The organism is Kitasatospora sp. NPDC002551 (genome assembly GCF_040296005.1).
In the GTDB taxonomy this organism is placed as follows: domain Bacteria; phylum Actinomycetota; class Actinomycetes; order Streptomycetales; family Streptomycetaceae; genus Kitasatospora.
The window spans coordinates 52,669-74,809 of record NZ_JBEOWI010000042.1; the positions used below are offsets into that span (position 1 = coordinate 52,669).

The following is a 22,141-nucleotide window of genomic DNA, read 5'->3' on the forward strand; positions in this document are numbered from 1 at the left end:
TCGACCTACGTGGGCGCGACCGGCTCGCAGCCGTACTTGGCGGCCATCGCGTTGGCCCAGGTACGGAAGGCCGGGGCCTCGACGGGCGGGGGCGAACCGGTGATCGCGAACCCGAAGGCGTGCAGGGTGAGACTGCCGCTTCCGCAGGGCGCGACCACGGTGCTGCCGTCACCGGCGCCCCGCCAGCCGCCCGGCGGCGCCCCCAGCGGCTTGTCGTCGATGTGGAGGGCGAAGTCCGGGTAGCGGGTGTCGAGGGTGGCGGTGAACTCGTAGAGCAGCTCCTGCCGGGTGCCGTTGTGGATCCAGCAGCTCTGGACCGGTGCCGTGGGACTGCTGATGTCCTGACGCGTCCCGGGTGGGAGCTCCTTCGTGGCGGTGGCCCCCGGAACCCCGCAGAGCTGCCCGCCGACGACGGGTTGCCCGATCTGTTCGCCGGTGGTCAGGTGGACGTCGGGGACCTCCGCCGACCCGCAGCCGGAGCGGCGGGCGACCGCCGCCGCGAAGTCGGCGGCCAGCCGGGCCATCCCCTGCCGCGACTCGGGCGACGCGCTCGTGTCCGCGCGCACGAAACGGTAGGGGTCGGGCTCCTTGTCGCGGACCACGTCCACGGTGACCGCGTCGGCGTCCCGCTTCGGATAGTGGTGCGTGTCCAGGTCGGCCAGCCGGCAGCCCGGCGCCATCAGCAGCCAGCCGCGGGCGTTGCCGAATGCCCCGACCGGCCCCCGGTCCGGCTGGGACATCGCCGGATCGGCCCGTAGCGAGAGCTCGAACAGCTCGGCCTTCCTGGTGCGCAGGTGGATCTCGGCGACGTACTTGCCGCCGCGCTTGAGGCTGATCGCGCAGTAGGCGTCCGGGTCGTCGCGGTCGGTCGACACGTCGCTGTCGGCGACCACGATCTTGCCGTCGCCGAGGACTCGTTCGGCGTCCGCGGCGGAGACGGCGCCGTCGCAGAGCCGGTCCGGGAGGAGCAGGTTGGGGTACTGCCAGGAGACATAGCCGCCCACTCCGAGGACGAGGACGACGGCGCCGACGGCGATCGCCCAGGTACGTCGCGAGAACCTCATTGCTGGCCGTTCCGTCCGAGGGCGATCAACGCGTTCGTGAGGCCGTCGTCGTGGCCGGATCCCAGCCCCTGGGAGACCGCCTCGGTCGCGTCCACGCTCAGGTGGTTCCGCCGGCCCCATTCACCGGCCATCACCTGGCTCTGGGTCAGCGCGGCGAAGTGCTTGTCGGAGTTCTTGGTGTTGCCCGCGTCCTGCGCTTCCTTCTTGACGTCGTCCACCCAGCCGCTGATGCCGGCGTCGACGAAGGCGCCGGCGACGTCCCCGACCTCCGGGATGAACCCGGTCACGACGCCGTTCACCGATGAGGCGAACTCCCCGGTCTTCTCGGCCCACTCCATCCGGTCGTCCTTCTCGTCCAGGATGACGTCCGACCGGATCGCGTCGTAGGCCCCCAGAGCCGCTCCGATGCTGTGCGCCCGGTCGGGGCCGTACTGGTGATTGCCCGGGATGGCGGCCAGGGCCTCGGCGGCCTTGGCCCGTTCGGCGTTGTAGAGCGTGGCGTAGGCCTCCGGTTCGTCGGAGACGCCGCGCATGACCCGGATGAGGTGATCGGCGGTCCCGCCGAGGTGGCCTTCGCCGTTCTCCTCCCACACGCCGTTGTGGTCGGCGTTGGTGTGGTGCTGGCTGAGAATCTGGTGCGTGTCGTCGACGTAGTCCGACAGCGCGTTGGCGAGCGGCATCTTCAGGTCGTCGTGCACGTCCTCCGCGCCCTTGCCGTCCGCGTCCAGCGCGTCGACGACGCCCTGCATCACCCGTGCCTGCGCCGGGGTGTGCGGGCCGCCGTGGTGGCTGCCCTCGCCCGGGACGTCGCCGGTGGCGGCGGCCTCGATGGCGGCGGCGAGGCCGGCCTGGTGGGTGGTCTTGTCGACCATCGGCGGCCCGTACAGGGTGTTGACGTACGAGGTGGGCCACTCGCGGTCGCGCAGCAGGTACGCGAGGCGGTCCTCGGCCCCCGGCCCCTTGGGGTCGAGGAACTGGGTGGCGGCCTCCGGGTTCTGGCCCATCAGCTTGAGCACGCCGTCCACGGGGTCGTACACCAGGTCCGGGCGCGGGCCGTTGAACTGGTGCGAGGACCAGCGGTTCCTGTCGTCGCGCTCGGCCTTGAGGATGTCGGTGCCGAGGTCGTTCAGGAACTGCGAGCCGTACCCGGCGTTGCCGTGCTGGAGCAGGGTGGTCAGCGTCTGGTAGCCGTAGATCGGCTCGGTCCGGCCGCCGAAGTGGCGCTCGTTGATGTTCTTGACGCCGGCTTCCTGCAGGCCCTTGCGGAAGTCCTGGTAGAACTTGCTGTTGGTGTCCCGGGTGGCGCCGCCGATGGTGTTGGCGAGGTTGGTCTGCAGCTCGCCGTACTCGCCCTTGTTCTTGCCGTCCCGGTCGTTGGTCCGGACCTGCAACTCGTCGGCGAGCAGCAGGGTGCCCTCGGGGCCGAGCGCGTTGAGCAGGGTCTGGCCGTAGACGGGGCTGCCGGAGTTGGCCTTCATCAGGTTGTTGAGCTCGGCCAGTTCCTCGGGGCTGAGCTTCTTGCCGTCCTTGAGCCGGGAGGCGAGGTCGGCGGCGCGCCTGCCGTCGGCCTCGTCACCTCCGCCGACGGCCTGGCCGTTGAACTCGTTCATCAGGTCGCCGACCTTGGCGGCGCGGCGCAGCTGGAGGGTGGCCCGCTGGTCTGCGGCGGTCGCCTCCTCCACACAGATCTTGATCTTCTGTGCCCACGCGCGGGCGGCGTCGTTGCGCTCGCGCTGGTAGTCCGGCTCGTGGTGGTAGGCGCTGCGGGTGGCCGGGTCGAGTGTGCTGGCGTCGAACATCACGGCGCCGGTGCCGGTCACCTTCATGCCGTCGGCCCGGGCGTCGGCGACGGCCTGCTTCAGCTTCTTCTGCGCCTCCGTGAAGTCGTTCTTCGCGTCGGTGATGATGGAGGCGACGGCCTTCGCCTCGGTCTGCGCGTCGATGCTCTGCTGCCGGGTGAAGGTCACGTGCATGTTGGCGGCGAACGCGGTGGAGCCCAGCCACAGGCCCTGGTCGCCGGTGACGGAGAGCACCTCGTTCTCCAGTCGGTGCTGGATCAGCTGGTACTTGCGGGCCATCTCCGTCCAGTCGGCGGCGGCCTTGGCCATCGCGGACGGGTCGGCCTTCAGGACGTCCTCGAATCCGAGCAGGCTCATGCGCTCACGCCTTTCCGGTGAACGAGGTGGCGATGCCGTGCTCGACGCTCAGGTAGTTGGAGTGGGTCTGCCGCATCATCCCGGCCTCCTGGTTGATCCGGCCGTTGAGCTGCGACACCTGCTCGTGCCACTCCTTGAGCGCGCCGCGCAGCGCGGTCGCGGTGTCCCAGCCGCTCAGCTTCGAGGCCGCCGCCTCGGTCGACTCGTCGGCGGTCTTCCCGGCCGCGGTGCTGTCGTTGGCGATGCCGTCGAGTGAGGTGGCGGCTTTGTCGATGGCTGCCGTCGACACCTTCGTCGGCCCCCCGGCCGGTCCTTGGCCCAGCTTCAGGTCCGGATCCGCCATCAGTTCTCCCCGTTGTGTGCACACCTGGCCGGAGCCCGGCCGTCCGCGAATTTTCACGGGACGTTAGCACGCCAAATCCCGCCCCCGGCAAGGCGTGAGGGGCGCCTTCGGAGGGCGGGACGGGGATCGCGGCGGGGACGTGGGCGGGAGCCGGCCCCGGGGGGTCAGGCCTCGGCGTCCGCGCAGGCGCCGATGGCGCGTCCGGCCTCGTGGGAGGCGCGCTGGGGGTCGCGGGCACGGATGGCGTCGACGATCTCGCCGTGGCCGAGGTAGCGCTCGGCGATGAGCTCGGGGCCGACGTCGTGGCGCAGGTGGGCCCGGGTGACCTCGCCGAGGTCGGCGTAGACGGCGGCGAGGACGTCGTTGTGCGCGGCGGCGACGACCGCCTGGTGGAAGGCGGCGTCGGCCTGGACGAAGTCCTCGGCGTCGCCGGCTCTCCAGGCGTCCTCGCGGCGGGCCAGGGCGGCGTCGATCAGGGCGAGGTCGCGGTCGGTGCGGCGGGTGGCGGCGAGCCCGGCGGCGGAGGTCTCCAGGGTGACCCGCAGCTCGGCGACCTGGGCGCGGTCGACGTCGGCGAAGCGGCGGTGCATCACCCCGGCGAGCTCGCTGGTGGCCAGGACGTAGGTGCCGGAGCCCTGGCGGATGTCCAGCAGTCCGTTGTGGGCGAGCGCGCGGACGGCCTCGCGCACCGTGTTCCTGGCCACACCGAGCTGTTCGACGAGGGCGGCCTCGGTCGGGATGCGCGAGCCGACCGGCCACTCGCCGGAGGTGATCTGGCCGCGCAGCTGGGCGATCACCTGGTCGGACAGCGGGGTGCGCCTCGGCGAGGACAGCGCCACGGGGGACTCCTTGGGTCGGGTGGGTCGGGCCATCATGCCAATTCGAGGATGCGCTAATTCATCCCATCATTCTATGATGGCCCGCATGTCGTCCGCAGCAGACACCGCAGATCCCGCCGCCGCGTCCCCCCGGGCCGGGGCCCGGCCGCAGGCCGGGCGGCTCGCCCCCACCGACCGCCGCTCCCTCGGCTGGCTGTTCGCCCTCGCGATCGCCGCCGCCGCGTTCAACCTCCGACCCGTGGTCACCAGCCTCGGGCCGCTGCTCGACCAGGTCCGCGCCGACCTCGGGATGAGCCCGACGGTGGCCGGCCTGCTCACCGCCGTCCCCTCGCTCTGCTTCGCCCTGTTCGGCTTCGCCGCGCCCGGCCTGGCCCGCCGGCTCGGCCCCGTCGCCGTGGTCACCGCCGGCATGGGCGCGATCACCGCGGGCGTGCTGGCCCGCTCCTTCGCCGGCAACACGGCCGTCTTCCTGCTGCTGACCGCGCTCGCGCTGGCCGGTGTGGCGGTCGCCAACGTGCTGATCCCGGTCGTGATCAAGCGGTACTTCCCGGAGAAGGTCGGGCCGATGATCGGCCTCTACTCGATGGCGCTGTCGGCCGGCACCGCGCTGGCCGCGGCCGTCGCCGTCCCGCTGACCACCGCGCTCGGCGGGGACTGGCGGGTCGGCCTCGGGGTGTGGGCCGCGCTCGGCGCCCTCGCCCTGCTGCTCTGGATCCCGGCGCTGCTCACCCGGCGCCAGGAGCCCGGCGGAGCGTCGGCCGGCTCGGCCGCCGGCGTGAAGCTGCCGATCACCCGCAGCCGCACCGCCTGGGCGCTGGCCTGCTTCTTCGGCTGCCAGGCCACCGGCGCGTACGTGGTGATGGGCTGGCTGCCGAAGATCTTCCAGGACGCCGGCGTCTCCGAGGGCGTCTCCGGCGTGCTGCTGGCGCTGACCATGGTGATCGGCGTGCCGGTCTCCTACGTGCTGCCGAACCTCGCCGCGCGCCGCGGCGACCAGCGGCTGTTCGTGGTGGTCCTGGCCTCCTTCGGCATCGTCGGCTACCTCGGCCTGGCGCTGGCCCCGGCCGGGGCGCCGTGGTTCTGGGCGGTCCTGGTGGGCCTGTCCAACTGCGCCTTCCCGCTGGTGCTGACCATGATCGGCCTGCGCGCCCGGACGGCCGGCGGGGTGGCCCAGCTGTCGGCCTTCGCCCAGGGCGTGGGCTACCTGATCTCGATCCCCGGCCCGATCCTGATCGGCCGCCTCTACCAGGCGACCGGCGAGTGGTACCTGCCGCTGGGCTTCCTGGCGCTGCTGCTGGTGCCGCAGATGCTGTTCGGCCTGCGGGCGGCCCGGGCCCGGCACATCGAGGACGAGGCCGTTCCGAAGCGGGTTCCGGCCGCGGCCTGACGGGGGCGGTGATGGACGGGCGTGTCCGGGGTGGGAGAATCCGGGCATGCCCGTTCTCGAACCCAATCCCACCGACGGCCACAAGAAGCTCGGCCAGATCGCCGCGGTGATCGTCGGCATCGTCGTCCTGCTGGTCATCGTCGCGACCGTCGCCCAGAACCTGGGCTGACGGCGGGCGGTGTCCCGCTGAACCCCGCATGATGGCACCTCCCGCCCCGCCGGGTGGCGGCATCGGGCGGCATCGCGCTCCCGGCCGGCTTTTCTGCCAAGCTTGCTGGGTATGAGCGCCGACACGCCCCGCAGGATCATCGTTCTCCGCCATGCCAAGGCCGACTGGCCGAACGGCGTCGACGACCACGAGCGGCCGCTGGCCGACCGGGGCCGCCACCAGGCCCCGGAGGCCGGACGCTGGCTCGCCGACTCCGGGATCAACCCCGACTACGTGCTCTGCTCCGACGCCCTGCGCACCCGGGAGACGTGGAAGCTCGCCGCGCACGAGTTGCCGAAGCGCTCGCGCAGGACCGTCTACGAGAGCCGGGTCTACGAGGCCAGCCCGGGCGAGATCATCACCGTCCTCCAGGAGACCCCGGAGGAGTACGCCGACCTGGTCCTGGTCGGCCACAACCCCGGGGTGCTCGGCCTCACCCAGGTGCTGGCCGGCGACGAGGGCGACCGGGACGCGCTGGAGCGGCTGCGGCTCGGCGGCTTCCCGACCGCCGCGATCGCGGTGCTCAGCTTCTCCGGCTCCTGGAAGAACGTCGAGCCGGGCGTGGCCGAACTGGTCTCGTACTTCACGCCGCAGGACTGAACGACGACCCGAGGGGCGCGCGGACCAAGTCCGCGCGCCCCTCGGGTGCTGCTGGCGCCGTGCGGGGCCGTCAGCCGGCCGCCGGGGCGTCGCCCGGGGCCGGACCGTCCAGGACATCGGCCGCCTCGACCTCCTCGCGGGTGATCCCGAGCAGGTACAGCACGGTGTCCAGGAACGGCACGTTCACCGCGGTGTCCGCCGCCTGGCGCACCACCGGCTTGGCGTTGAACGCCACGCCCAGCCCGGCGGCGTTCAGCATGTCCAGGTCGTTGGCGCCGTCGCCGATCGCCACCGTCTGCTCCAGCGGCACCTTGGCCTGCTCGGCGAACCGGGCCAGCCAGCGCGCCTTGCCCGCCCGGTCGACGATCTCGCCGACCACCCGGCCGGTGAACCTGCCGTCCACCACCTCCAGGGTGTTCGCCGCCGCGAAGTCCAGCCCCAGCTGCTCCACCAGGTGGTCGGTGACCTGGGTGAAGCCGCCGGACACCACCGCCACCTGGAAGCCCAGCTTCTGCAGCGTGCGGATCAGGGTGCGCGCGCCCGGGGTGAGCCGGACCTCCGCGCGCACCTTCTCGGTCACCGCGGCGTCCAGCCCGGCCAGCAGCGCCACCCGGGCGTGCAGCGACTCGGCGAAGTCCAGCTCGCCGCGCATCGCCGCCGCCGTCACCTCGGCGACCTGCTCCTCGCAGCCCGCGTGGGCGGCGAACAGCTCGATCACCTCGTCCTGGATCAGCGTCGAGTCGACGTCCATGACGACCAGCCGCTTGGCCCGCCGCTCCAGCCCGGCCGCCACCACCGCGACGTCCACCCGCTGGGTGGCCGCCTCCTGCGCCAGCTCGGCGCGCAGCCGGTCGGTGGCCACGCCCGAGACGGCCAGCTCGACGGCGGTCACCGGGTACTTGGCGAGCCGGAAGACACGGTCGATGTTGCCGCCGGACCCGGTGATCCGCGAGGTGAGCGCGGCGACGGCGGAGGCGGTCAGCGGGTGGCCCAGGACGGTGACGTGCGAGCGGCCCTCGCGGCGGGGCCGGTTGTCGCCGATGCCGGAGATGATCTCGGCCTGGAGCTTCTGGTCCTCGGCCCAGCGGTGCACCAGGGCCCGCAGGTCACCCTCGGCGCCGGCCGCGGCGGGGGCGGTGACCAGCACGCACAGCGTTATCCGGCCACGGGTCACCACCTGCTCGATGTCGATCACCTCGACGCCGTACCCGGCCAGGGTGGCGAAGAGCCCGGCGGTGATACCGGGGCGGTCCTTGCCGAACACCTTGACGAGCAGGGTGCGCCCGTCCTCGGTCCGGGGCTGCGGGGCGGGGAGCGGCTCGGCGGCCAAGGGCGATGCGTTCATGGTGCCTCCCACGCTACCCGCAGCCCGCGGCGGCCACGGTACCCGTCCGGTTCGTGGACGGGCCGGATTCCGGACCCGTACCGGGGCCCGCGGACCCGCGGCGGACCCGGCGGTCCGGGGGCGGTCCGTGAATCGTTGCCGCCTGGTCACAGTGCGCGGGGGCGGCTATCACCCGCGCCCGGCGGGCTGGAATGATTCCCCCGTCAGATTCACGATCATTTCGCCCCCACCTGACCGGGGCGCACCATCGGGGGAACCGAGAGAGCGGGGCAGTCGAGCAGTGCCGCAACTCGTCATCGAGATCAACGGACAGCAGCGGGTCCTGGAACCCGGGCGGTCCTACACCATCGGTCGCAACCCGCAGTCGGACTTCCAGTTCGACGACGCGCGGGTCTCCTGGCAGCACGCCACCATCTCGTTCAACGGGGCGGGTTGGCAGCTGGACGACCACGGGAGCACCAACGGCACCTACACCGGCGGCGCCCGCACCCTGCAGGCGCAGCTGTTCCCGGGCGCCGTGGTCAACCTCGGCAACGCCGAGAACGGCCCCCGGCTCGCCTTTTCCGCGCCGGCCGCCCAGCCCGCCGCCCAGGCCCAGGCCTGGCACGAGGCGACCACCAGCCGCAGCCCCGCCCCGCAGCCGCACGCCGCCCCGCCGGCGCCGCAATGGCAGGACCCGGCGGCGCAGCAGCCCTACCCGCCGCAGGCCCAGGCGCCGCACCAGCAGCCCTGGCCGCAGCAGGCCCAGCCGCAGGCGCAGCACCAGCAGCAGCCGCCGTTCGCGCAGCAGCCCTTCCAGCAGCAGCCGTTCCCGCAGCAGCAGGGCTTCCCGCAGCCGTCGCCCGCCGCCCACGACGGCGGTCCGCAGCCGACGATCATCCGCAACCTGACCGCCGGCATGAAGACCATCCGGATCGGCCGCGCGCTCGACAACGACATCGTGGTATCCGACCTCCAGGTCTCCCGCCACCACGCCGAGCTGCGCCAGCTGCCGGACGGCCGCTACGAGATCGTCGACCTCGGCAGCCACAACGGCATCTTCCTCAACGGCCAGCGCGTCGAGCGCCAGCTGATCGGCGAGCAGGACCGGCTGACCGTCGGCCACTCCAGCTTCGTGCTGGTCGGCGACCAGCTCCAGGAGTTCGTCGACACCGGCGCGGTCTCCTTCTCGGCCCGCCACCTGACCGTCGAGGTCGAGCACAAGGGCGCCAAGAAGATCCTGCTCAACGACGTCAGCTTCGGCGTCCCGGAGAAGTCCCTGGTCGCGGTCATCGGCCCGTCCGGCTCCGGCAAGTCGACCCTGCTGCGCGCCCTCACCGGCTACCGCCCGGCCGACCGCGGCGACGTCCTCTACGACGGCCGCAACCTCTACAAGCAGTTCGCCGAGCTGCGCTCGCGGATCGGCCTGGTGCCGCAGTCGGAGATCCTGCACAAGGAGCTGACCGTCCGCACCGGCCTCAAGTACGCGGCCCGGCTGCGCTTCCCCGGCGACACCGAGCCGCGTGAGCGCGAGGCGCGGATCGACGAGGTGCTCTACGAACTGCGCCTGGACAAGCGCGCCGACAACCGGATCACCGCGCTCTCCGGCGGCCAGCAGAAGCGCGTCTCGGTCGCCCTGGAGCTGCTCACCAAGCCCTCGCTGATCTTCCTGGACGAGCCCACCTCGGGCCTCGACCCGGGTATGGACCGCGAGGTCATGCAGATGCTGCGCGGCCTCGCCGACGACGGCCGCACCATCCTGGTCGTCACCCACTCGGTGGCCGAACTCGCGCTCTGCGACCGGCTGCTGGTGATGGCGCCGGGCGGTGCGGTGGCCTACTTCGGCCCGCCGGACGAGGCGCTGCACTTCTTCGGGTACGAGACCTGGGCCGACGTCTTCCAGGCCTTCGAGAACTACCCGGACCACGACTGGGCCGGCCGCTACCGGGGTTCGGTTCACCACCAGCAGTACTCGGCCGACGTGGAATCCGGCACCGTGCAGTCCGCGCAGATCGTGCAGGAGGCCGTCCGCCCGCCGAAGCCGCAGAGCTGGGGCTCGCAGCTGTGGACGCTGATCCGCCGCTACGTCTCGGTGCTCGCCTCCGACCGGGGCTTCCTGGCGCTGTCGATCCTGCTGCCGGCGGTGCTCGGCGCGGTCAGCGTGCTGATCCCCAACGAGGCCGGCCTGGCCCGCAACCCCAAGACCCAGCTCGGCCTGAACAGCGGCGCCGCGACGATCATGCTGATCCTGGCGATCGGCGCCTGCTTCTCGGGAGCGGCCAACTCGGTCCGCGAGCTGATCAAGGAACGGGCGATCTACGAGCGAGAACGAGCCACCGGGCTCTCCCGCTCCGCGTACATGATGTCCAAGATCATCGTGCTGGGCTTCTTCAGCGTGGTCCAGGGCGCGATCATCTCCGCCGTCGGATTCCTGCCGCGCAAGCTGCCCTCCGAGGGCCTGGTCGTCAAGAACCTGCCGATCCTGGAGATGAGCCTCGGCCTGATCCTGCTCAGCTTCGCCTCGATGATGTTCGGCCTGGCGATCTCCGCGCTGGTCAAGACCGCCGAGAAGACCATGCCGTTGCTGGTCATGTTCGCGATCATCCAGGTCGTCTTCACCGGCTGCCTCTTCCAGGTCTTCTCCAAGCCCGGCCTGGAGCAGTTCGCCTGGCTGATGCCGGCCCGCTGGGGCACCGGCATGGTCGCCACCACGCTGGACCTCTCGCACCTGCTCGGCCCCTGGAACAAGGACTTCCAGAACCCCGAGTACGACGCGATCTGGGGCCACAACGCCGGCCAGTTCTGGTTCGACGCCGGGATCCTGATCCTGATGTCGGTCCTCATCGGCGTCGTCGTCACCCGCCTCCAGCGCCGCCACGAGCCCGAGGTCATGCAGAAGGGCTGACCGCCCGCCGACCGCCCGCGGGGGCGGCCCGCCCCACCCGGGGAGGGCCGCCCCCGCGGCGTTTCCCGGGTGGGGCGGGCCGGGCGGGCCGGGGGCCTAGGTCTGCGGACCCGGGCCCCCGGTACGGCCCGGGACGGACGCGCCGCCCGCGTGCGCGGCGGTAGGTTGGCGTCATGCCCACCGTGCCACGCGACCACCGGCACGCCGGATCGCTGCCCACCGACCGGATCCCGGTCGGCCCGCCGCCCGACGGCACCCTGCCCGCCTGCGAACCCTGCCTCGCCGGCATCGAGGCCGTCAGCCAGGCCCTGCTCGCGATGAGCCGCCACCTGGAGGTCCGCGAGGTCCTGCGCCGGATCACCGCCTCCGCCCGCCGCCTGCTCGGCGCCGAGTACGCCGCCCTCGGCGTCCCGGACGACCACGGCGGCTTCGCCCAGTTCGTCGTCGACGGCGTCACCGACGAGCAGTGGAAGGCCATCGGCCCGCTGCCCCGCCGGCACGGCGTGCTCGCCGCGATGTTCCAGCAGAGCGGCGCCGTCCGGCTCGACGACGTCCGCAGCGCCCCCGCCTTCGGCGGCTGGCCCGACGCCCACCCCGAACTCGGCGCCTTCCTCGGCATGCCGATCCTCGACCCCGAGCACGCCGAGGACGAGCCCGCCGTCCTCGGCGTCATCTACCTCGCCAACAAGCAGGGCGGCGGGGGCTTCACCGACCACGACGAGGAACTCCTGCGGATCCTCGCCGCCCACGCGGCGCTCGCCCTGTCCAACGCGAGCCTCTACGAGCGCAGCCGCGAACTCACCCTGGCCGGCGAACGCGCCCGGATCGCCCACGACCTGCACGACGCCGTCTCGCAGAAGCTCTTCTCGCTGCGCCTGACCGCCAAGGCCGCCGCCAAGCTGGTCGACCGCGACCCGGCCCGCGCCCGCGAGGAACTCGCCGAGGTCGCCCGGCTCGCCGCCGAGGCCGCCGACGAGCTGCGCGCCGTCGTCGTCGAGCTGCGCCCCGCCGCCCTGGAGGAGGACGGCCTGAGCGCCACCCTCGCCTCCCAGGTGCAGGTCCTCGACCGCGCCCACGCCGCCGACATCGCCTTCGCCGCCGACCGGGTCCGTGCCCTGCCGCAGGCCCAGGAGGCCGCCCTGCTGCGGGTCGCCCAGGAGGCCCTGCACAACGCGCTGCGCCACTCCGGCGCACGCCGCGTCACCGTCACCCTGGCCGGCACGCCGGACCGCGGCGCCCTGCTGCGGATCAGCGACAACGGCAGGGGCTTCGACCCCGAATCGGTTCGCCGGGCCGGCCGCCACCTCGGCCTGGCCTCGATGCGCGACCGCGCCGCCGCCGTGGGCGGCCGGCTCACCCTGGACTCCGCCCCCGGAAAGGGCACGGTCGTCGAGATGGAGGTCCCCGGTGCCTGACACCGCGCCCGCGATCCGCGTCCTGCTGGTCGACGACCACCAGGTGGTCCGTCGCGGCCTGCGCACCTTCCTGGAGGTGCAGGACGACATCGAGGTGGTCGGCGAGGCCGCCGACGGCGCCGAGGGCGTCGACCGGGCCCGCGCCCTCGACCCCGACGTCGTGCTGATGGACCTCAAGATGCCCGGCGTCGACGGCATCGAGGCGCTGCGCACGCTCAAGGAGGAGGGCAGCCGGGCCCGGATCCTGATCGTGACCAGCTTCACCGAGCACCGCACCATGGTCCCCGCCCTGCGGGCCGGCGCCGCCGGGTACGTCTACAAGGACGTCGACCCGGAGGCGCTGGCGGGCGCGATCCGTTCCGTCCACGCCGGCCACGTCCTGCTCCAGCCGGAACTCGCCGAGGCCCTGCTCGCCGACGACGGCCCGCGCGCCCCGCAGGGCCGCGGCGGCACCCTCACCGAACGCGAGCGCGAGGTGCTCGGCCACATCTCCGACGGCCGCTCCAACCGCGAGATCGCCCGCAGCCTGCACCTGTCCGAGAAGACGGTGAAGACCCACGTCTCCAACATCCTGATGAAGCTGGACCTCGCCGACCGCACCCAGGCCGCGCTCTGGGCCGTGCGGCACGGCGAGACCCGCTAGCGCTCGCCGCGCTCGTCCACCAGGGCGTTGTACGCCGCCACCTGGGCCCGGCGGGCGGTGCGCCACAGCGGCGCCAGCGCCGCCTGCCGGGCCGCGATCTCCGAGGCGCTCACCGCCGCGCCGTGACTGCCCGAGGCGATCGACAGCAGCGCCGCCACCTGGCGCGCCGACTCCAGCACCCGCACCGCGCGCGGCGGGTACCCCGGCGCGAGCAGCTCGTCGTGCCCGCGGCGCCGGTACGCCTCCAGCGCCCGCATCGCCTCCGGCCCGGCGCCCGCCACGTCCAGCTGCGTCAGCAGCAGCGTCGCCCGGCGCAGCCCGTCCACGAGCTCGAACTCGGCCTCGTGCAGCGAGGGCACGTCCGCCGGCGGGGCGTCGTGCACCTCGGAGCAGCGCCACAGCACCGTCGCCGACCGGTCCCCGGCCGGGCCGAACACCTCCACCTCGGGCACCAGCCCCAGCGGCACCCCGACCGCCAGCACCGCCTCGCCGGCCGCCATCGCCCGCTCGTTGAACGGCGCCGGCCCGGTCAGGCCCAGCGGGTGCCCGGCCGAGGGCAGCGCCAGCCGCAGGCCCTTCACGCCCAGCACCCGCAGCCGCCCCAGCGCCCAGGTGAGCCCGTGCCGCTCGTCCGGGCCGTCCCCGGGAAGGCCGGTCACCCGGTGGCTCTCGTCGGCCCCCAGGACCGCCGTGGCGGCGTTGTCGGGCGGCACCAGACCGGCCAGCAGGGCGTTGCCCCACGCGGCCAGCCGCCCCGAACGGGGCTCTTCGTACGGATTGTCGGCAGGAGAGACGAGCATCCGGCCAGCCTACGGAATCGGCGGACATCCGCGTGGCGTAGGTTTGCCCATGCGCGTGCGGCGCACCCACTCCGTGCCCACCGGCCGCCGGAGTAGGCCGCCCGCCCGCACCGACGGCCGAGATATCTGTTTTTTGGGGAAGGCGTAGGCATGAGCGACGTGCTGGAGCTGGTGGACGTTTCCGTGGTCCGGGAGGGGCGCGCACTGGTCGACCAGGTCTCGTGGTCCATCTCCGAGGGAGAGCGCTGGGTCATCCTCGGCCCGAACGGCGCCGGCAAGACCACCCTGCTGCAGATCGCCTCCTCGTACCTCTTCCCGACCGCCGGCAAGGTCACCGTCCTCGGCGAGAAGCTCGGCGAGGTCGACGTCTTCGAGCTGCGCTCGCGGATCGGCCTGGCCGGCGCCGCGATGTTCGACAAGCTGCCCGCCGAGCAGACCGTGCTGCAGACGGTGCTCACCGCCGCCTACGGCATGACCGTCACCTGGCAGGAGACCTACGAGCAGTCCGACGAGTCCCGCGCGCTCGCCCTGCTCGACCGCCTCGGCATGGCCGCCCTCACCGACCGCCGCTTCGGCACCCTCTCCGAGGGCGAGCGCAAGCGCACCCTGATCGCCCGCGCGCTGATGACCGACCCGGAGCTGCTGCTGCTCGACGAGCCCGCCGCCGGCCTCGACCTCGGCGGCCGCGAGGACCTCGTGCGCCGCCTCGGCGCCCTGGCCCAGGACGAGTTCGCGCCGGCCATGGCCATGGTCACCCACCACGTCGAGGAGATCGCCCCCGGCTTCACCCACGTCCTGATGATCCGTCAGGGCAAGGTGCTCGCCGCCGGTCCGATCGACACCGAGCTGACGGCGCGCAACCTCTCCAAGTGCTTCGGCCTGCCGCTCACCCTGGAGCGCCACGGCGACCGCTGGTCCGCCCAGGGCCTGCCGCTGGGCTGACGCCGCGTGACTCCGCGCGGACCTCTCCGGGGGCCCGCCGGCCGCTCCGAACGTCCGCTGAACCCGGTCGAACCGGAACCGGTCGCACGCGCGACCGGTTTCCGCCCCTCCACCTGCGGGAACTGACCGCCTCGAAGGCCCTTCCCTCCCTAGGATGGACACGTGGACAGCTGGATCTGGTGGCTCCTGGTCGCCGTCGGCCTCGGCATACCGTTGGTGATCACGGCGATGCCGGAACTCGCCATGTTCGCGGTCGGCGCGCTCGTCGCGGCCGGCGTCGCGGGCCTGGGCGCCGACCCGGTCTGGCAGGTCCTGACCTTCGTCGCGGCCTCGGTCGCGCAACTGGTCGTCGTCCGCCCCATCGCGTACCGGGCATTGCGGAAGGGCCCGCAGATCAAGATGGGCATCGAGGCGCTCAAGGGTGCCACCGCGGTCGTCGCGGAAAGGGTCGACGCGGAGGGCGGCCGGATCAAGCTCAACGGCGAGATCTGGTCGGCACGCGCGCTCCACCCCGAGCAGGTGTACCAGCCGGGGGAGCAGGTCGACGTCGTCGAAATCCAGGGCGCGACCGCCCTGGTCGTCTAGGGGAGAGTCCGTGGAACCCGTCCTTATCGTCCTGGTCGTCCTGGTCGTGGTGGCCTTCATCGCGCTGATCAAGACGATTCAGGTCATCCCGCAGGCCAGCGCCGCGATCGTGGAGCGCTTCGGCCGCTACACCCGGACGCTCAACGCCGGCCTGAACATCGTCGTCCCGTTCATCGACCGCGTCCGCAACCGGATCGACCTGCGCGAGCAGGTCGTGCCCTTCCCCCCGCAGCCCGTGATCACCCAGGACAACCTGGTCGTCAACATCGACACGGTGATCTACTACCAGGTCACCGACGCCCGGGCGGCCACCTACGAGGTCGCCAGCTACATCCAGGCGATCGAGCAGCTCACCGTCACCACGCTGCGCAACATCATCGGCTCGATGGACCTCGAATCCACCCTCACCTCCCGCGAGGTCATCAACGCCGGCCTGCGCGGCGTGCTCGACGAGGCCACCGGCAAGTGGGGCATCCGCGTCAACCGCGTCGAGCTGAAGGCCATCGAGCCGCCGACCTCCATCCAGGACTCGATGGAGAAGCAGATGCGCGCCGAGCGGGACAAGCGCGCCGCGATCCTCACCGCCGAGGGCAACCGGCAGTCGCAGATCCTGCGCGCCGAGGGCGAGAAGCAGGCCGAGGTCCTCAAGGCCGAGGGTGAGGCCCAGGCCGCGGTGCTGCGCGCCGACGGTGAGGCCGCCGCGATCCGGACCGTCTTCGAGGCGATCCACCAGGGCGACGCCGACCAGAAGCTGCTCGCCTACCAGTACCTCCAGACCCTGCCCGAGCTGGCCAAGGGCGACGCCAACAAGCTCTGGATCATCCCCAGCGAGGTCGGCGACGCGCTCAAGGGCCTCGGCGGCGCGTTCACCGGCCTGACCGGCAACGGCGGCGCCAACGGCAGCGCGATGGCCGCCCCCAGCGGTGCCCCGGCCGCCCCGGCGACCCCGCCGGCCGCCACCCAGGTCCCGATCGACCCGGCCGCCGGCCCGCGCCCGCTGGACACCGACACCAAGGGCTCCGCCCGGCCCCGGATCGACCCGCTGCGGGAGTACCGCAAGACCGACCCCGAGTGACCCTCCCGTCGTCCGTCCGAGGGCCCGCCCCCGTACCGCACGGGGCCGGGCCCTCGGCCGTACCGGACCGCACCGTACGGCGCCGGGCTGTGGCGTACGTCCCGAATTCCGGGCACCGCTGGAACCGCCGCCGCTCCGTCCGGCATGATCACCGCGACAGGACCCCCACGGGAGGTGGCTCATGACGGTCTGGGAAGCGGTCGCCGTCCTGGCGGCAGGCGTCGGCGCCGGAATGATCAATGTGATCGTGGGCTCCGGCACCCTCATCACCTTCCCGGTGCTGCTCGCCGTCGGCCTCCCGCCGGTCACCGCCAACGTCTCCAACTCCTTCGGCCTGGTGCCCGGCTCGCTCAGCGGCGTGATCGGCTACCGCCGGGAGCTGGCCGGCCAGGGCGCCCGGCTCGCCCGCTTCGGCACCGCCTCGCTGCTCGGCGGCGTCCTCGGCGCCTACCTGCTGATCGAACTGCCCAGCGCCGCCTTCGACGCGATCGTCCCGGTGCTGATCCTGCTGGCGCTCGTCCTGGTGGTGCTGCAACCCCGGGTCGCCAAGGCCGTCGCCGCCCGCCGCCGGCCCGACGGCGACCCGCACGGCGGGGTGCTGCTGCTCGCCGGGATCTTCCTCACCGGCGTCTACGGCGGCTACTTCGGCGCCGCCCAGGGTGTGCTGCTGCTGGCCCTGATGGGCATGCTGCTCCAGGAGGACCTGCAGCGGATCAACGGGGTGAAGAACGCCCTCGCGATGATCGTCAACAGCGTCGCCGCGCTGTTCTTCCTCTTCACCTCGACGGTGAACTGGGCCGCCGCCGGGCTCATCGCGGTCGGCTCGCTGGTCGGCGGGCTGATCGGCGCCAGGGTCGGCCGCAGGCTGCCGCCGCAGGCGCTGCGCGCGGTGATCGTCGTCGTCGGCCTGGCGGCCGTCGTCAAACTGCTCACCGACTGAGGGCACGCTTCGAGGTGTCGCCGACGCCCGACGGCCCGGTCTCTATAGGTTCTGTGTGGACCGACCGCGACCGGACGACAGGAGTGGACCGATGAGCCGCGAACGGCTGACCGAGGACGAGATCACCGCCGGGCTGGCCGGCCTGCCGCACTGGACGCGCGAGGGGGACAGCATCGTCCGCAGCGCCGACGCCCCGGACTTCCCCGCCGGGATCAGGGTCGTCGTCGCCGTCGCCGGGGTGGCCGAGGCGATGGACCACCACCCCGACATCGACATCCGCTGGCGCACCCTGCGCTTCGTCCTCTCCACCCACAGCGCCGGGGGCCTGACCGCCCTCGACCTCGCCCTCGCCGCCCGGATCGACGAGGCCCTGGCCGCCGAGTCCGCCGGGTCCGCCGGCTAGGAGCGCGGCGGAACCGTCCCCTCCGGGCCGCTCCGGGGCCGTGAGATGCTGGCTGCCGCAGTGCAGGCGGCCGGGAGGGACGGAACGGATGGCGCAGGACCCCCTCGGCGACGGCCACGCGCAGCAGTGGTACCCGCAGCAGACCCCCCAGGACCGGCCCGACGGGTACCACGGGCAGACCGGGCCCGACGGGTACAACGGGTACCACGGGTACGCCGAACAGCCGGGGGCCTGGCCGGGGGAGCTGGGGCAGGACGTCCCCTACCCCCCGTACGACCCGTACCACCCCTATGGCCAGGCGCCGCAGCAGCCCGACGCCTACGTCCCGGACGCGTACGCCTACGGCCACGACGGGCAGGCGCAGCAGTACACGCCGTACATCGTCGTCCCGCAGCAGCCGACGGGGGAGGAGCTGTACGTCCCCGCCGGCGCCGAGTACACCACCGACGGCTATGTGCACCTGGAGCCCGAGCCCGACCCGGAGCCCTCGCCGGCCGCGGAGCCCGAGCCCGTGCCGGCCGCCGCTCCGGCGCCGTCCCGCCGAGCCGGGCGAGCCGGGCGCGCCGGGCGGCGCGGCTTCGCCGCCAAGGCCCGTGCCGCCGCGGACACCGTCGTCACGGCCGAGCACACCCCCGGCCGGCGCACCCTGCTGGTGCGGGCCGGCGCCGGCCTCGCCGCCCTCGGCGTGCTGGTCGCGGCCGGCCTGATGGTGAGCGCCCAGGGCGACGGCAGCGCCACCGACGGCAACGCCGCCGGCGCCGAACCCGGCTTCAGCGCCGCCCACACCCGGACCTGGGCCGCCCGGGCCGCCGACGGCGCCTCCGGCGGTGACGACACCCTGGTCGGCAGCTGGCTGCTCGACGGCTCGGTGGTGCGCGCCGACGCCACCGGCGTGCGCGCCTACGACCTGGCGGACGGCCGACCGGTCTGGGCGGTGGACCCGCCCGCCGCCGGCGCCGTCCCCTGCGACCTGTCGCCGACCGTCAACCGGGCCGGCCTCGGCGCCGTGCTGTTCCGGCCCCAGGCCGACCCGAAGAGCCCGTGCTCCCTGGTCGCCGCCGTCGACACCAAGGACGGCCGGACGGCCTGGACCAAGCCGCTCACCGACACCAAGGGCGCCTACGGCGCGCACGTCGGCGTCACCGACGACAAGGTGATCGCGGTCGGCGACAGCCATGTCGTCGCCTGGCAGTCCGCCGACGGCGCGGACGTCTGGCAGTACACCGGGCAGGGGAGGTTCTGCAGTCTCTCCGGCGGCGTCTCGGGCACGACCGTCCTGGTCGCCAGCACCTGCGCCGACTCCACCCCCGTCGACCAGGCCGTCGCGCTGAACACCGCCGACGGCACGGTCTCCTGGTGGCGCGGCCTGAACAACCGGCCGAAGACGGCGACCGTGCTCTCCGCGGAGCCGCCCGTCGTCCTCACCACCGGCGAGAAGCCCGAGGACGACCGGGTGTTCGCCTGGGGCCCGGACGGCGACCCCGCCGCCGGGATCCCGGTGGCCGGCGCCGAGGGCCGGCTGGACGTCGCCCACGGATCGTTCTCGGCCACGCCCGGGGTCTACTTCCACGACCGCACGATGGTCACCACGGTCAGCACCGCCGCCTCGGCGGACGGCGCCGCCGGGCCGGTCGCGGTGGTCGGCTACGACCTGGACACCGGCAAGCAGCGCTGGCGGACCACGGCCCGCGAGAAGGGCGCCGCCCGCGCCGTCGGGGTGGACGGCGGCGCGCTGGTGCTCGCCGTCGACGAGCGCGTCGACCAGCCGGCGCACCTCAGCCGCTTCGCCCTGGACGGCGGACAGGAGGCGGTCGGCGGCAGCTTCCCGCCCGGCACCGGCTCGCTGCTGGTCTCCGGCCGCGTGCTGATCGGCGGCGGCCTGGTCGTCGCCGTCCCCGAGCACTCGACCAACTTCGGCACGGCGACGGGCTTCCGGGCCAAGGACTGAGCGCAGGCCGGGCCGGGGACCGACCCCCCGTCGGTCCCCGGCCCGGTTCCCCCCTCGTTCCCCCCGGCTTCCCCCTGGTGCGGCGGGCGCCTCAGGCGGCGGACGGCGCCGGCGTGGCGACCGCCTGGGCCGGCAGCCAGTCGGCCAGCTCCCGGACCTCCGAGCCGCGCAGCCCCAGCGCCATCATCAGGGTCGCCTGCGGCGTCGGCACGAACGGCTTGCGGAGCAGCCTCATCCCCGCCTGCTCCGGTGTCCGGTCGGCCTTGCGCTGGTTGTCCTCCGAACAGGCGGCCACCGTGTTCAGCCAGGTGTCCCCGCCACCGCGCGACCTGGGCTGCAGGTGGTCCACCGTGGTGGCCCGCCGCCCGCAGTAGGCGCACAGGTGCTGGTCCCGGACGAGGACCCCGCGGCGTGACCACGGAGCCTGTTGTCGGAAGGGCACCCGTACGTACCGCTGGAGTCTGATCACCCGGGGCACCGGTACCGTCACCCCGGTCCCGCGCATGGTGCGCAGCGGATGCGCCTGCTCGACCACGGCCTTGTCCTGGAGCACCAGGACCACGGCGCGCTGGAGCGACACCGTCGTCAGCGGCTCGTAGCTTGCGTTCAGAACCAGCGTGCTGCGCACCTCGGCCACCCTTCCGCGGGCGTGCCATGGCGGCACGACCGTCCTCACCCACGTCACTGCCGCCGCGCGGCGGTGGGACCACTGTGAAGGGGCTCCCCGCCGTCGAACAACGGAATTTCCGGTGTCACGGAGGGGCATGGCCACGTCGGAACCGGCCGGGCGCGGCGCGTTCGCGCAGGTGCGGCGGAAACTCGTTGGTCAGGACCGCGTAGGCTCTACAACGCTGGAGTCGTCCCGCACCGGGGCCCGACCGAACCGGGCCCGCACCGGGCGGGACGCCCGACCGAAGGAGAAGCGTGACCGTGACGGACATCGTCGACGAGCTGCGGTGGCGTGGGCTGATCGCCCTGTCCACCGACGAGGACGCACTGCGCAAGGCGTTCGCGGACGGCCCGGTCACGTTCTATTGCGGCTTCGACCCGACGGCCCCCAGCGTGCACCTCGGCAACCTGGTCCAGATCCTCACCATGCGTCGCATCCAGCAGGCGGGGAACCTCCCGCTCGGCCTGGTCGGCGGTGCCACCGGTCTGATCGGCGACCCGAAGCCCACCGCGGAGCGCGTGCTCAACGACCCCGAGACGGTGGCCGGCTGGGTGGAGCGGCTGCGCGGCCAGATCTCCCGGTTCCTCGACTTCGAGGGCCCGTACGCGGCGCGCATGGTCAACAACCTGGACTGGACCTCCGGGATGTCCGCGATCAGCCTGCTGCGCGACGTGGGCAAGTACTTCCGCGTCAACAACATGATCGCCAAGGAGGCCGTCGCCCGGCGGCTCAACTCCGACGCGGGCATCAGCTACACCGAGTTCAGCTACCAGATCCTCCAGGGCATGGACTACCTGGAGCTGAACCGCCGCTACGGCTGCACCCTGCAGACCGGCGGCAGCGACCAGTGGGGCAACCTCACCGCCGGTGCGGACCTGATCCGCAAGGCCGACGGCAAGGCGGTGCACGCGCTGGCCACGCCGCTGATCGTCAAGGCCGACGGCACCAAGTTCGGCAAGACGGAGTCCGGCACGGTCTGGCTCGACCCCGAGCTGACCACCCCGTACGCCTTCTACCAGTTCTGGCTGAACGCGGACGACCGGGACGTCCCCAACTTCCTGCGGATCTTCAGCTTCCGCTCGAAGGAGGAGATCGAGGAGCTGGAGCGCGAGACCACCGAGCGCCCGGCCGCCCGCCTCGCCCAGCGCGCCCTCGCCGAGGAGCTGACCACCCTGGTGCACGGCGCCGACCAGTACGAGCGCGCCGTCGCCGCCTCCAAGGCGCTGTTCGGCCAGGGCGACCTCGCCGACCTGGAGGCCCCGACCCTGGCCGCCGCGCTCGCCGAGGTCCCGAAGGCCGAGGTCACCGAGCTCCAGTCGGTCGTCGACCTGCTGGTCGCCGTCGGTCTCTCCCCGAGCCGTTCGGCCGCCCGCCGGACGATCAAGGAGGGCGGTGCCTACCTCAACAACGTCAAGGTGACGGACGAGGAGTCGGTGCCGGCCGAGGCCGACCTGCTGCACGGTCGTTGGTTGGTCCTGCGCCGCGGCAAGCGCAACCTGGCCGCGGCCGAGCTGGTCAAGTAACCGATGTGACCGAAATACGATGCCGCTGACCTGCGGCTTCAGCATCTGGGGGCGGGATCCAGCCGGATCCCGCCCCCAGAGGTTTGACGATGTCCTCCAGGTGGCCTAGTGTTGAACGAGTCGCTGAAGCGGCCACCCACTCAGCGCGTCCTGCTCACCGAGCATGAATTTCGAGTGACACTCGGAATGCGCTAACGTGGAGGGCGTCGCGAAAAGTGACTCCGACCAGTTCGGGAAATCGGATGAGTAAAACTCCGGAAAACGGAGCGAAAAACGTCTGATAAGCTGGAAACACGAAAGAACGAAGCGCCCGGAGGGCCGGTGTGAAAGCCGCCTGATGGAAGCGTCCGTTCCTTGAGAACTCAACAGCG

Annotated in this window: 20 protein-coding genes; 13 read left to right on the forward strand and 7 right to left on the reverse strand. The window is 72.8% G+C overall.

Features of this window, described 5'->3' with window-relative positions; all coding sequences use genetic code 11:
* Positions 1-5: 5 nt before the first annotated feature.
* The 4 genes from ABT093_RS29190 to ABT093_RS29205 form a co-directional block, all read right to left on the reverse strand.
* Entirely contained in the window at positions 6-1,064 is a 1,059-nt protein-coding gene (locus ABT093_RS29190; protein WP_350569526.1) for a hypothetical protein, read from the reverse strand.
* Positions 1,061-3,220, reverse strand: a complete 2,160-nt coding sequence (locus ABT093_RS29195) for a DUF6571 family protein (RefSeq protein ID WP_350569527.1) — start codon at positions 3,218-3,220, stop codon at positions 1,061-1,063. The genes ABT093_RS29190 and ABT093_RS29195 overlap by 4 nt, the downstream gene beginning before the upstream one ends.
* A gap of 4 nt (positions 3,221-3,224) precedes the next feature.
* A complete protein-coding gene (locus ABT093_RS29200) occupies positions 3,225-3,563 on the reverse strand; it encodes a hypothetical protein (protein WP_350569528.1) in 339 nt (112 codons plus the stop codon).
* A 164-nt stretch (positions 3,564-3,727) separates the two neighbouring features.
* A complete protein-coding gene (locus ABT093_RS29205) occupies positions 3,728-4,402 on the reverse strand; it encodes a FadR/GntR family transcriptional regulator (protein ID WP_350569530.1) in 675 nt (224 codons plus the stop codon).
* An 85-nt stretch (positions 4,403-4,487) separates the two neighbouring features.
* On the opposite strand from ABT093_RS29205, the gene ABT093_RS29210 reads away from it, so the two are divergent.
* From ABT093_RS29210 to ABT093_RS29220, 3 genes are all read left to right on the forward strand, one after another.
* Entirely contained in the window at positions 4,488-5,789 is a 1,302-nt protein-coding gene (locus ABT093_RS29210) for a CynX/NimT family MFS transporter (RefSeq protein WP_350569532.1), read from the forward strand.
* A gap of 46 nt (positions 5,790-5,835) precedes the next feature.
* Complete coding sequence (locus ABT093_RS29215; RefSeq protein WP_350569534.1) at positions 5,836-5,958, forward strand: SGM_5486 family transporter-associated protein; 123 nt, start codon at positions 5,836-5,838, stop codon at positions 5,956-5,958.
* Positions 5,959-6,069: 111 nt separating this feature from the next.
* A complete protein-coding gene (locus tag ABT093_RS29220) occupies positions 6,070-6,597 on the forward strand; it encodes a SixA phosphatase family protein (protein WP_350569536.1) in 528 nt (175 codons plus the stop codon).
* A 70-nt stretch (positions 6,598-6,667) separates the two neighbouring features.
* Here ABT093_RS29220 and serB read toward each other — a convergent pair whose 3' ends face one another.
* Complete coding sequence (serB, locus tag ABT093_RS29225) at positions 6,668-7,942, reverse strand: phosphoserine phosphatase SerB (RefSeq protein ID WP_350569537.1); 1,275 nt, start codon at positions 7,940-7,942, stop codon at positions 6,668-6,670.
* A gap of 280 nt (positions 7,943-8,222) precedes the next feature.
* Here serB and ABT093_RS29230 point away from each other — a divergent pair, with 280 nt between their 5' ends.
* From ABT093_RS29230 to ABT093_RS29240, 3 genes are all read left to right on the forward strand, one after another.
* Positions 8,223-10,826 carry an ABC transporter ATP-binding protein/permease gene (locus ABT093_RS29230; RefSeq protein WP_350569539.1) on the forward strand — a complete coding sequence of 868 codons (2,604 nt, stop codon included), beginning with the start codon at positions 8,223-8,225 and terminating at the stop codon, positions 10,824-10,826.
* Positions 10,827-11,143: 317 nt separating this feature from the next.
* Positions 11,144-12,241: a GAF domain-containing sensor histidine kinase gene (locus tag ABT093_RS29235; protein WP_350569556.1), complete on the forward strand. Its 1,098-nt coding sequence runs from the start codon at positions 11,144-11,146 to the stop codon at positions 12,239-12,241.
* Positions 12,234-12,884, forward strand: a complete 651-nt coding sequence (locus ABT093_RS29240) for a response regulator (RefSeq protein ID WP_350569540.1) — start codon at positions 12,234-12,236, stop codon at positions 12,882-12,884. The genes ABT093_RS29235 and ABT093_RS29240 overlap by 8 nt, the downstream gene beginning before the upstream one ends.
* On the opposite strand, the gene ABT093_RS29245 is transcribed toward ABT093_RS29240, so the two are convergent.
* Complete coding sequence (locus ABT093_RS29245; protein WP_350569541.1) at positions 12,881-13,684, reverse strand: Rv1486c family protein; 804 nt, start codon at positions 13,682-13,684, stop codon at positions 12,881-12,883. The genes ABT093_RS29240 and ABT093_RS29245 overlap by 4 nt on opposite strands.
* Before the next feature lie 150 nt (positions 13,685-13,834).
* Here ABT093_RS29245 and ABT093_RS29250 point away from each other — a divergent pair, with 150 nt between their 5' ends.
* The 6 genes from ABT093_RS29250 (at position 13,835) to ABT093_RS29275 (ending at position 19,577) form a co-directional block, all read left to right on the forward strand.
* Complete coding sequence (locus tag ABT093_RS29250) at positions 13,835-14,626, forward strand: ABC transporter ATP-binding protein (RefSeq protein ID WP_350569543.1); 792 nt, start codon at positions 13,835-13,837, stop codon at positions 14,624-14,626.
* A gap of 162 nt (positions 14,627-14,788) precedes the next feature.
* On the forward strand, positions 14,789-15,211 hold the full coding sequence (locus ABT093_RS29255) for an NfeD family protein (RefSeq protein WP_350569545.1): 423 nt from the start codon (positions 14,789-14,791) through the stop codon (positions 15,209-15,211).
* 10 nt (positions 15,212-15,221) lie between these two features.
* The gene (locus tag ABT093_RS29260; RefSeq protein ID WP_350569546.1) at positions 15,222-16,286 is read left to right on the forward strand and encodes an SPFH domain-containing protein; all 1,065 of its coding nucleotides are present in this window, start codon (positions 15,222-15,224) and stop codon (positions 16,284-16,286) included.
* A 181-nt stretch (positions 16,287-16,467) separates the two neighbouring features.
* Positions 16,468-17,226 (forward strand): sulfite exporter TauE/SafE family protein, encoded by a 759-nt coding sequence (locus ABT093_RS29265; RefSeq protein WP_350569547.1) that lies wholly within the window; start codon positions 16,468-16,470, stop codon positions 17,224-17,226.
* A 91-nt stretch (positions 17,227-17,317) separates the two neighbouring features.
* Positions 17,318-17,629 (forward strand): 4a-hydroxytetrahydrobiopterin dehydratase, encoded by a 312-nt coding sequence (locus ABT093_RS29270; RefSeq protein ID WP_350569549.1) that lies wholly within the window; start codon positions 17,318-17,320, stop codon positions 17,627-17,629.
* 88 nt (positions 17,630-17,717) lie between these two features.
* Positions 17,718-19,577, forward strand: coding sequence for an outer membrane protein assembly factor BamB family protein (locus ABT093_RS29275; protein ID WP_350569551.1), 1,860 nt, complete (start codon positions 17,718-17,720; stop codon positions 19,575-19,577).
* 91 nt (positions 19,578-19,668) lie between these two features.
* Here the strand turns inward: ABT093_RS29275 and ABT093_RS29280 are convergent, their stop codons facing one another.
* A complete protein-coding gene (locus ABT093_RS29280; RefSeq protein WP_350569552.1) occupies positions 19,669-20,205 on the reverse strand; it encodes an HNH endonuclease in 537 nt (178 codons plus the stop codon).
* Between the two features lie 302 nt (positions 20,206-20,507).
* On the opposite strand from ABT093_RS29280, the gene tyrS reads away from it, so the two are divergent.
* Positions 20,508-21,770, forward strand: coding sequence for a tyrosine--tRNA ligase (gene tyrS, locus ABT093_RS29285; protein WP_350569558.1), 1,263 nt, complete (start codon positions 20,508-20,510; stop codon positions 21,768-21,770).
* Positions 21,771-22,141: the final 371 nt, after the last annotated feature.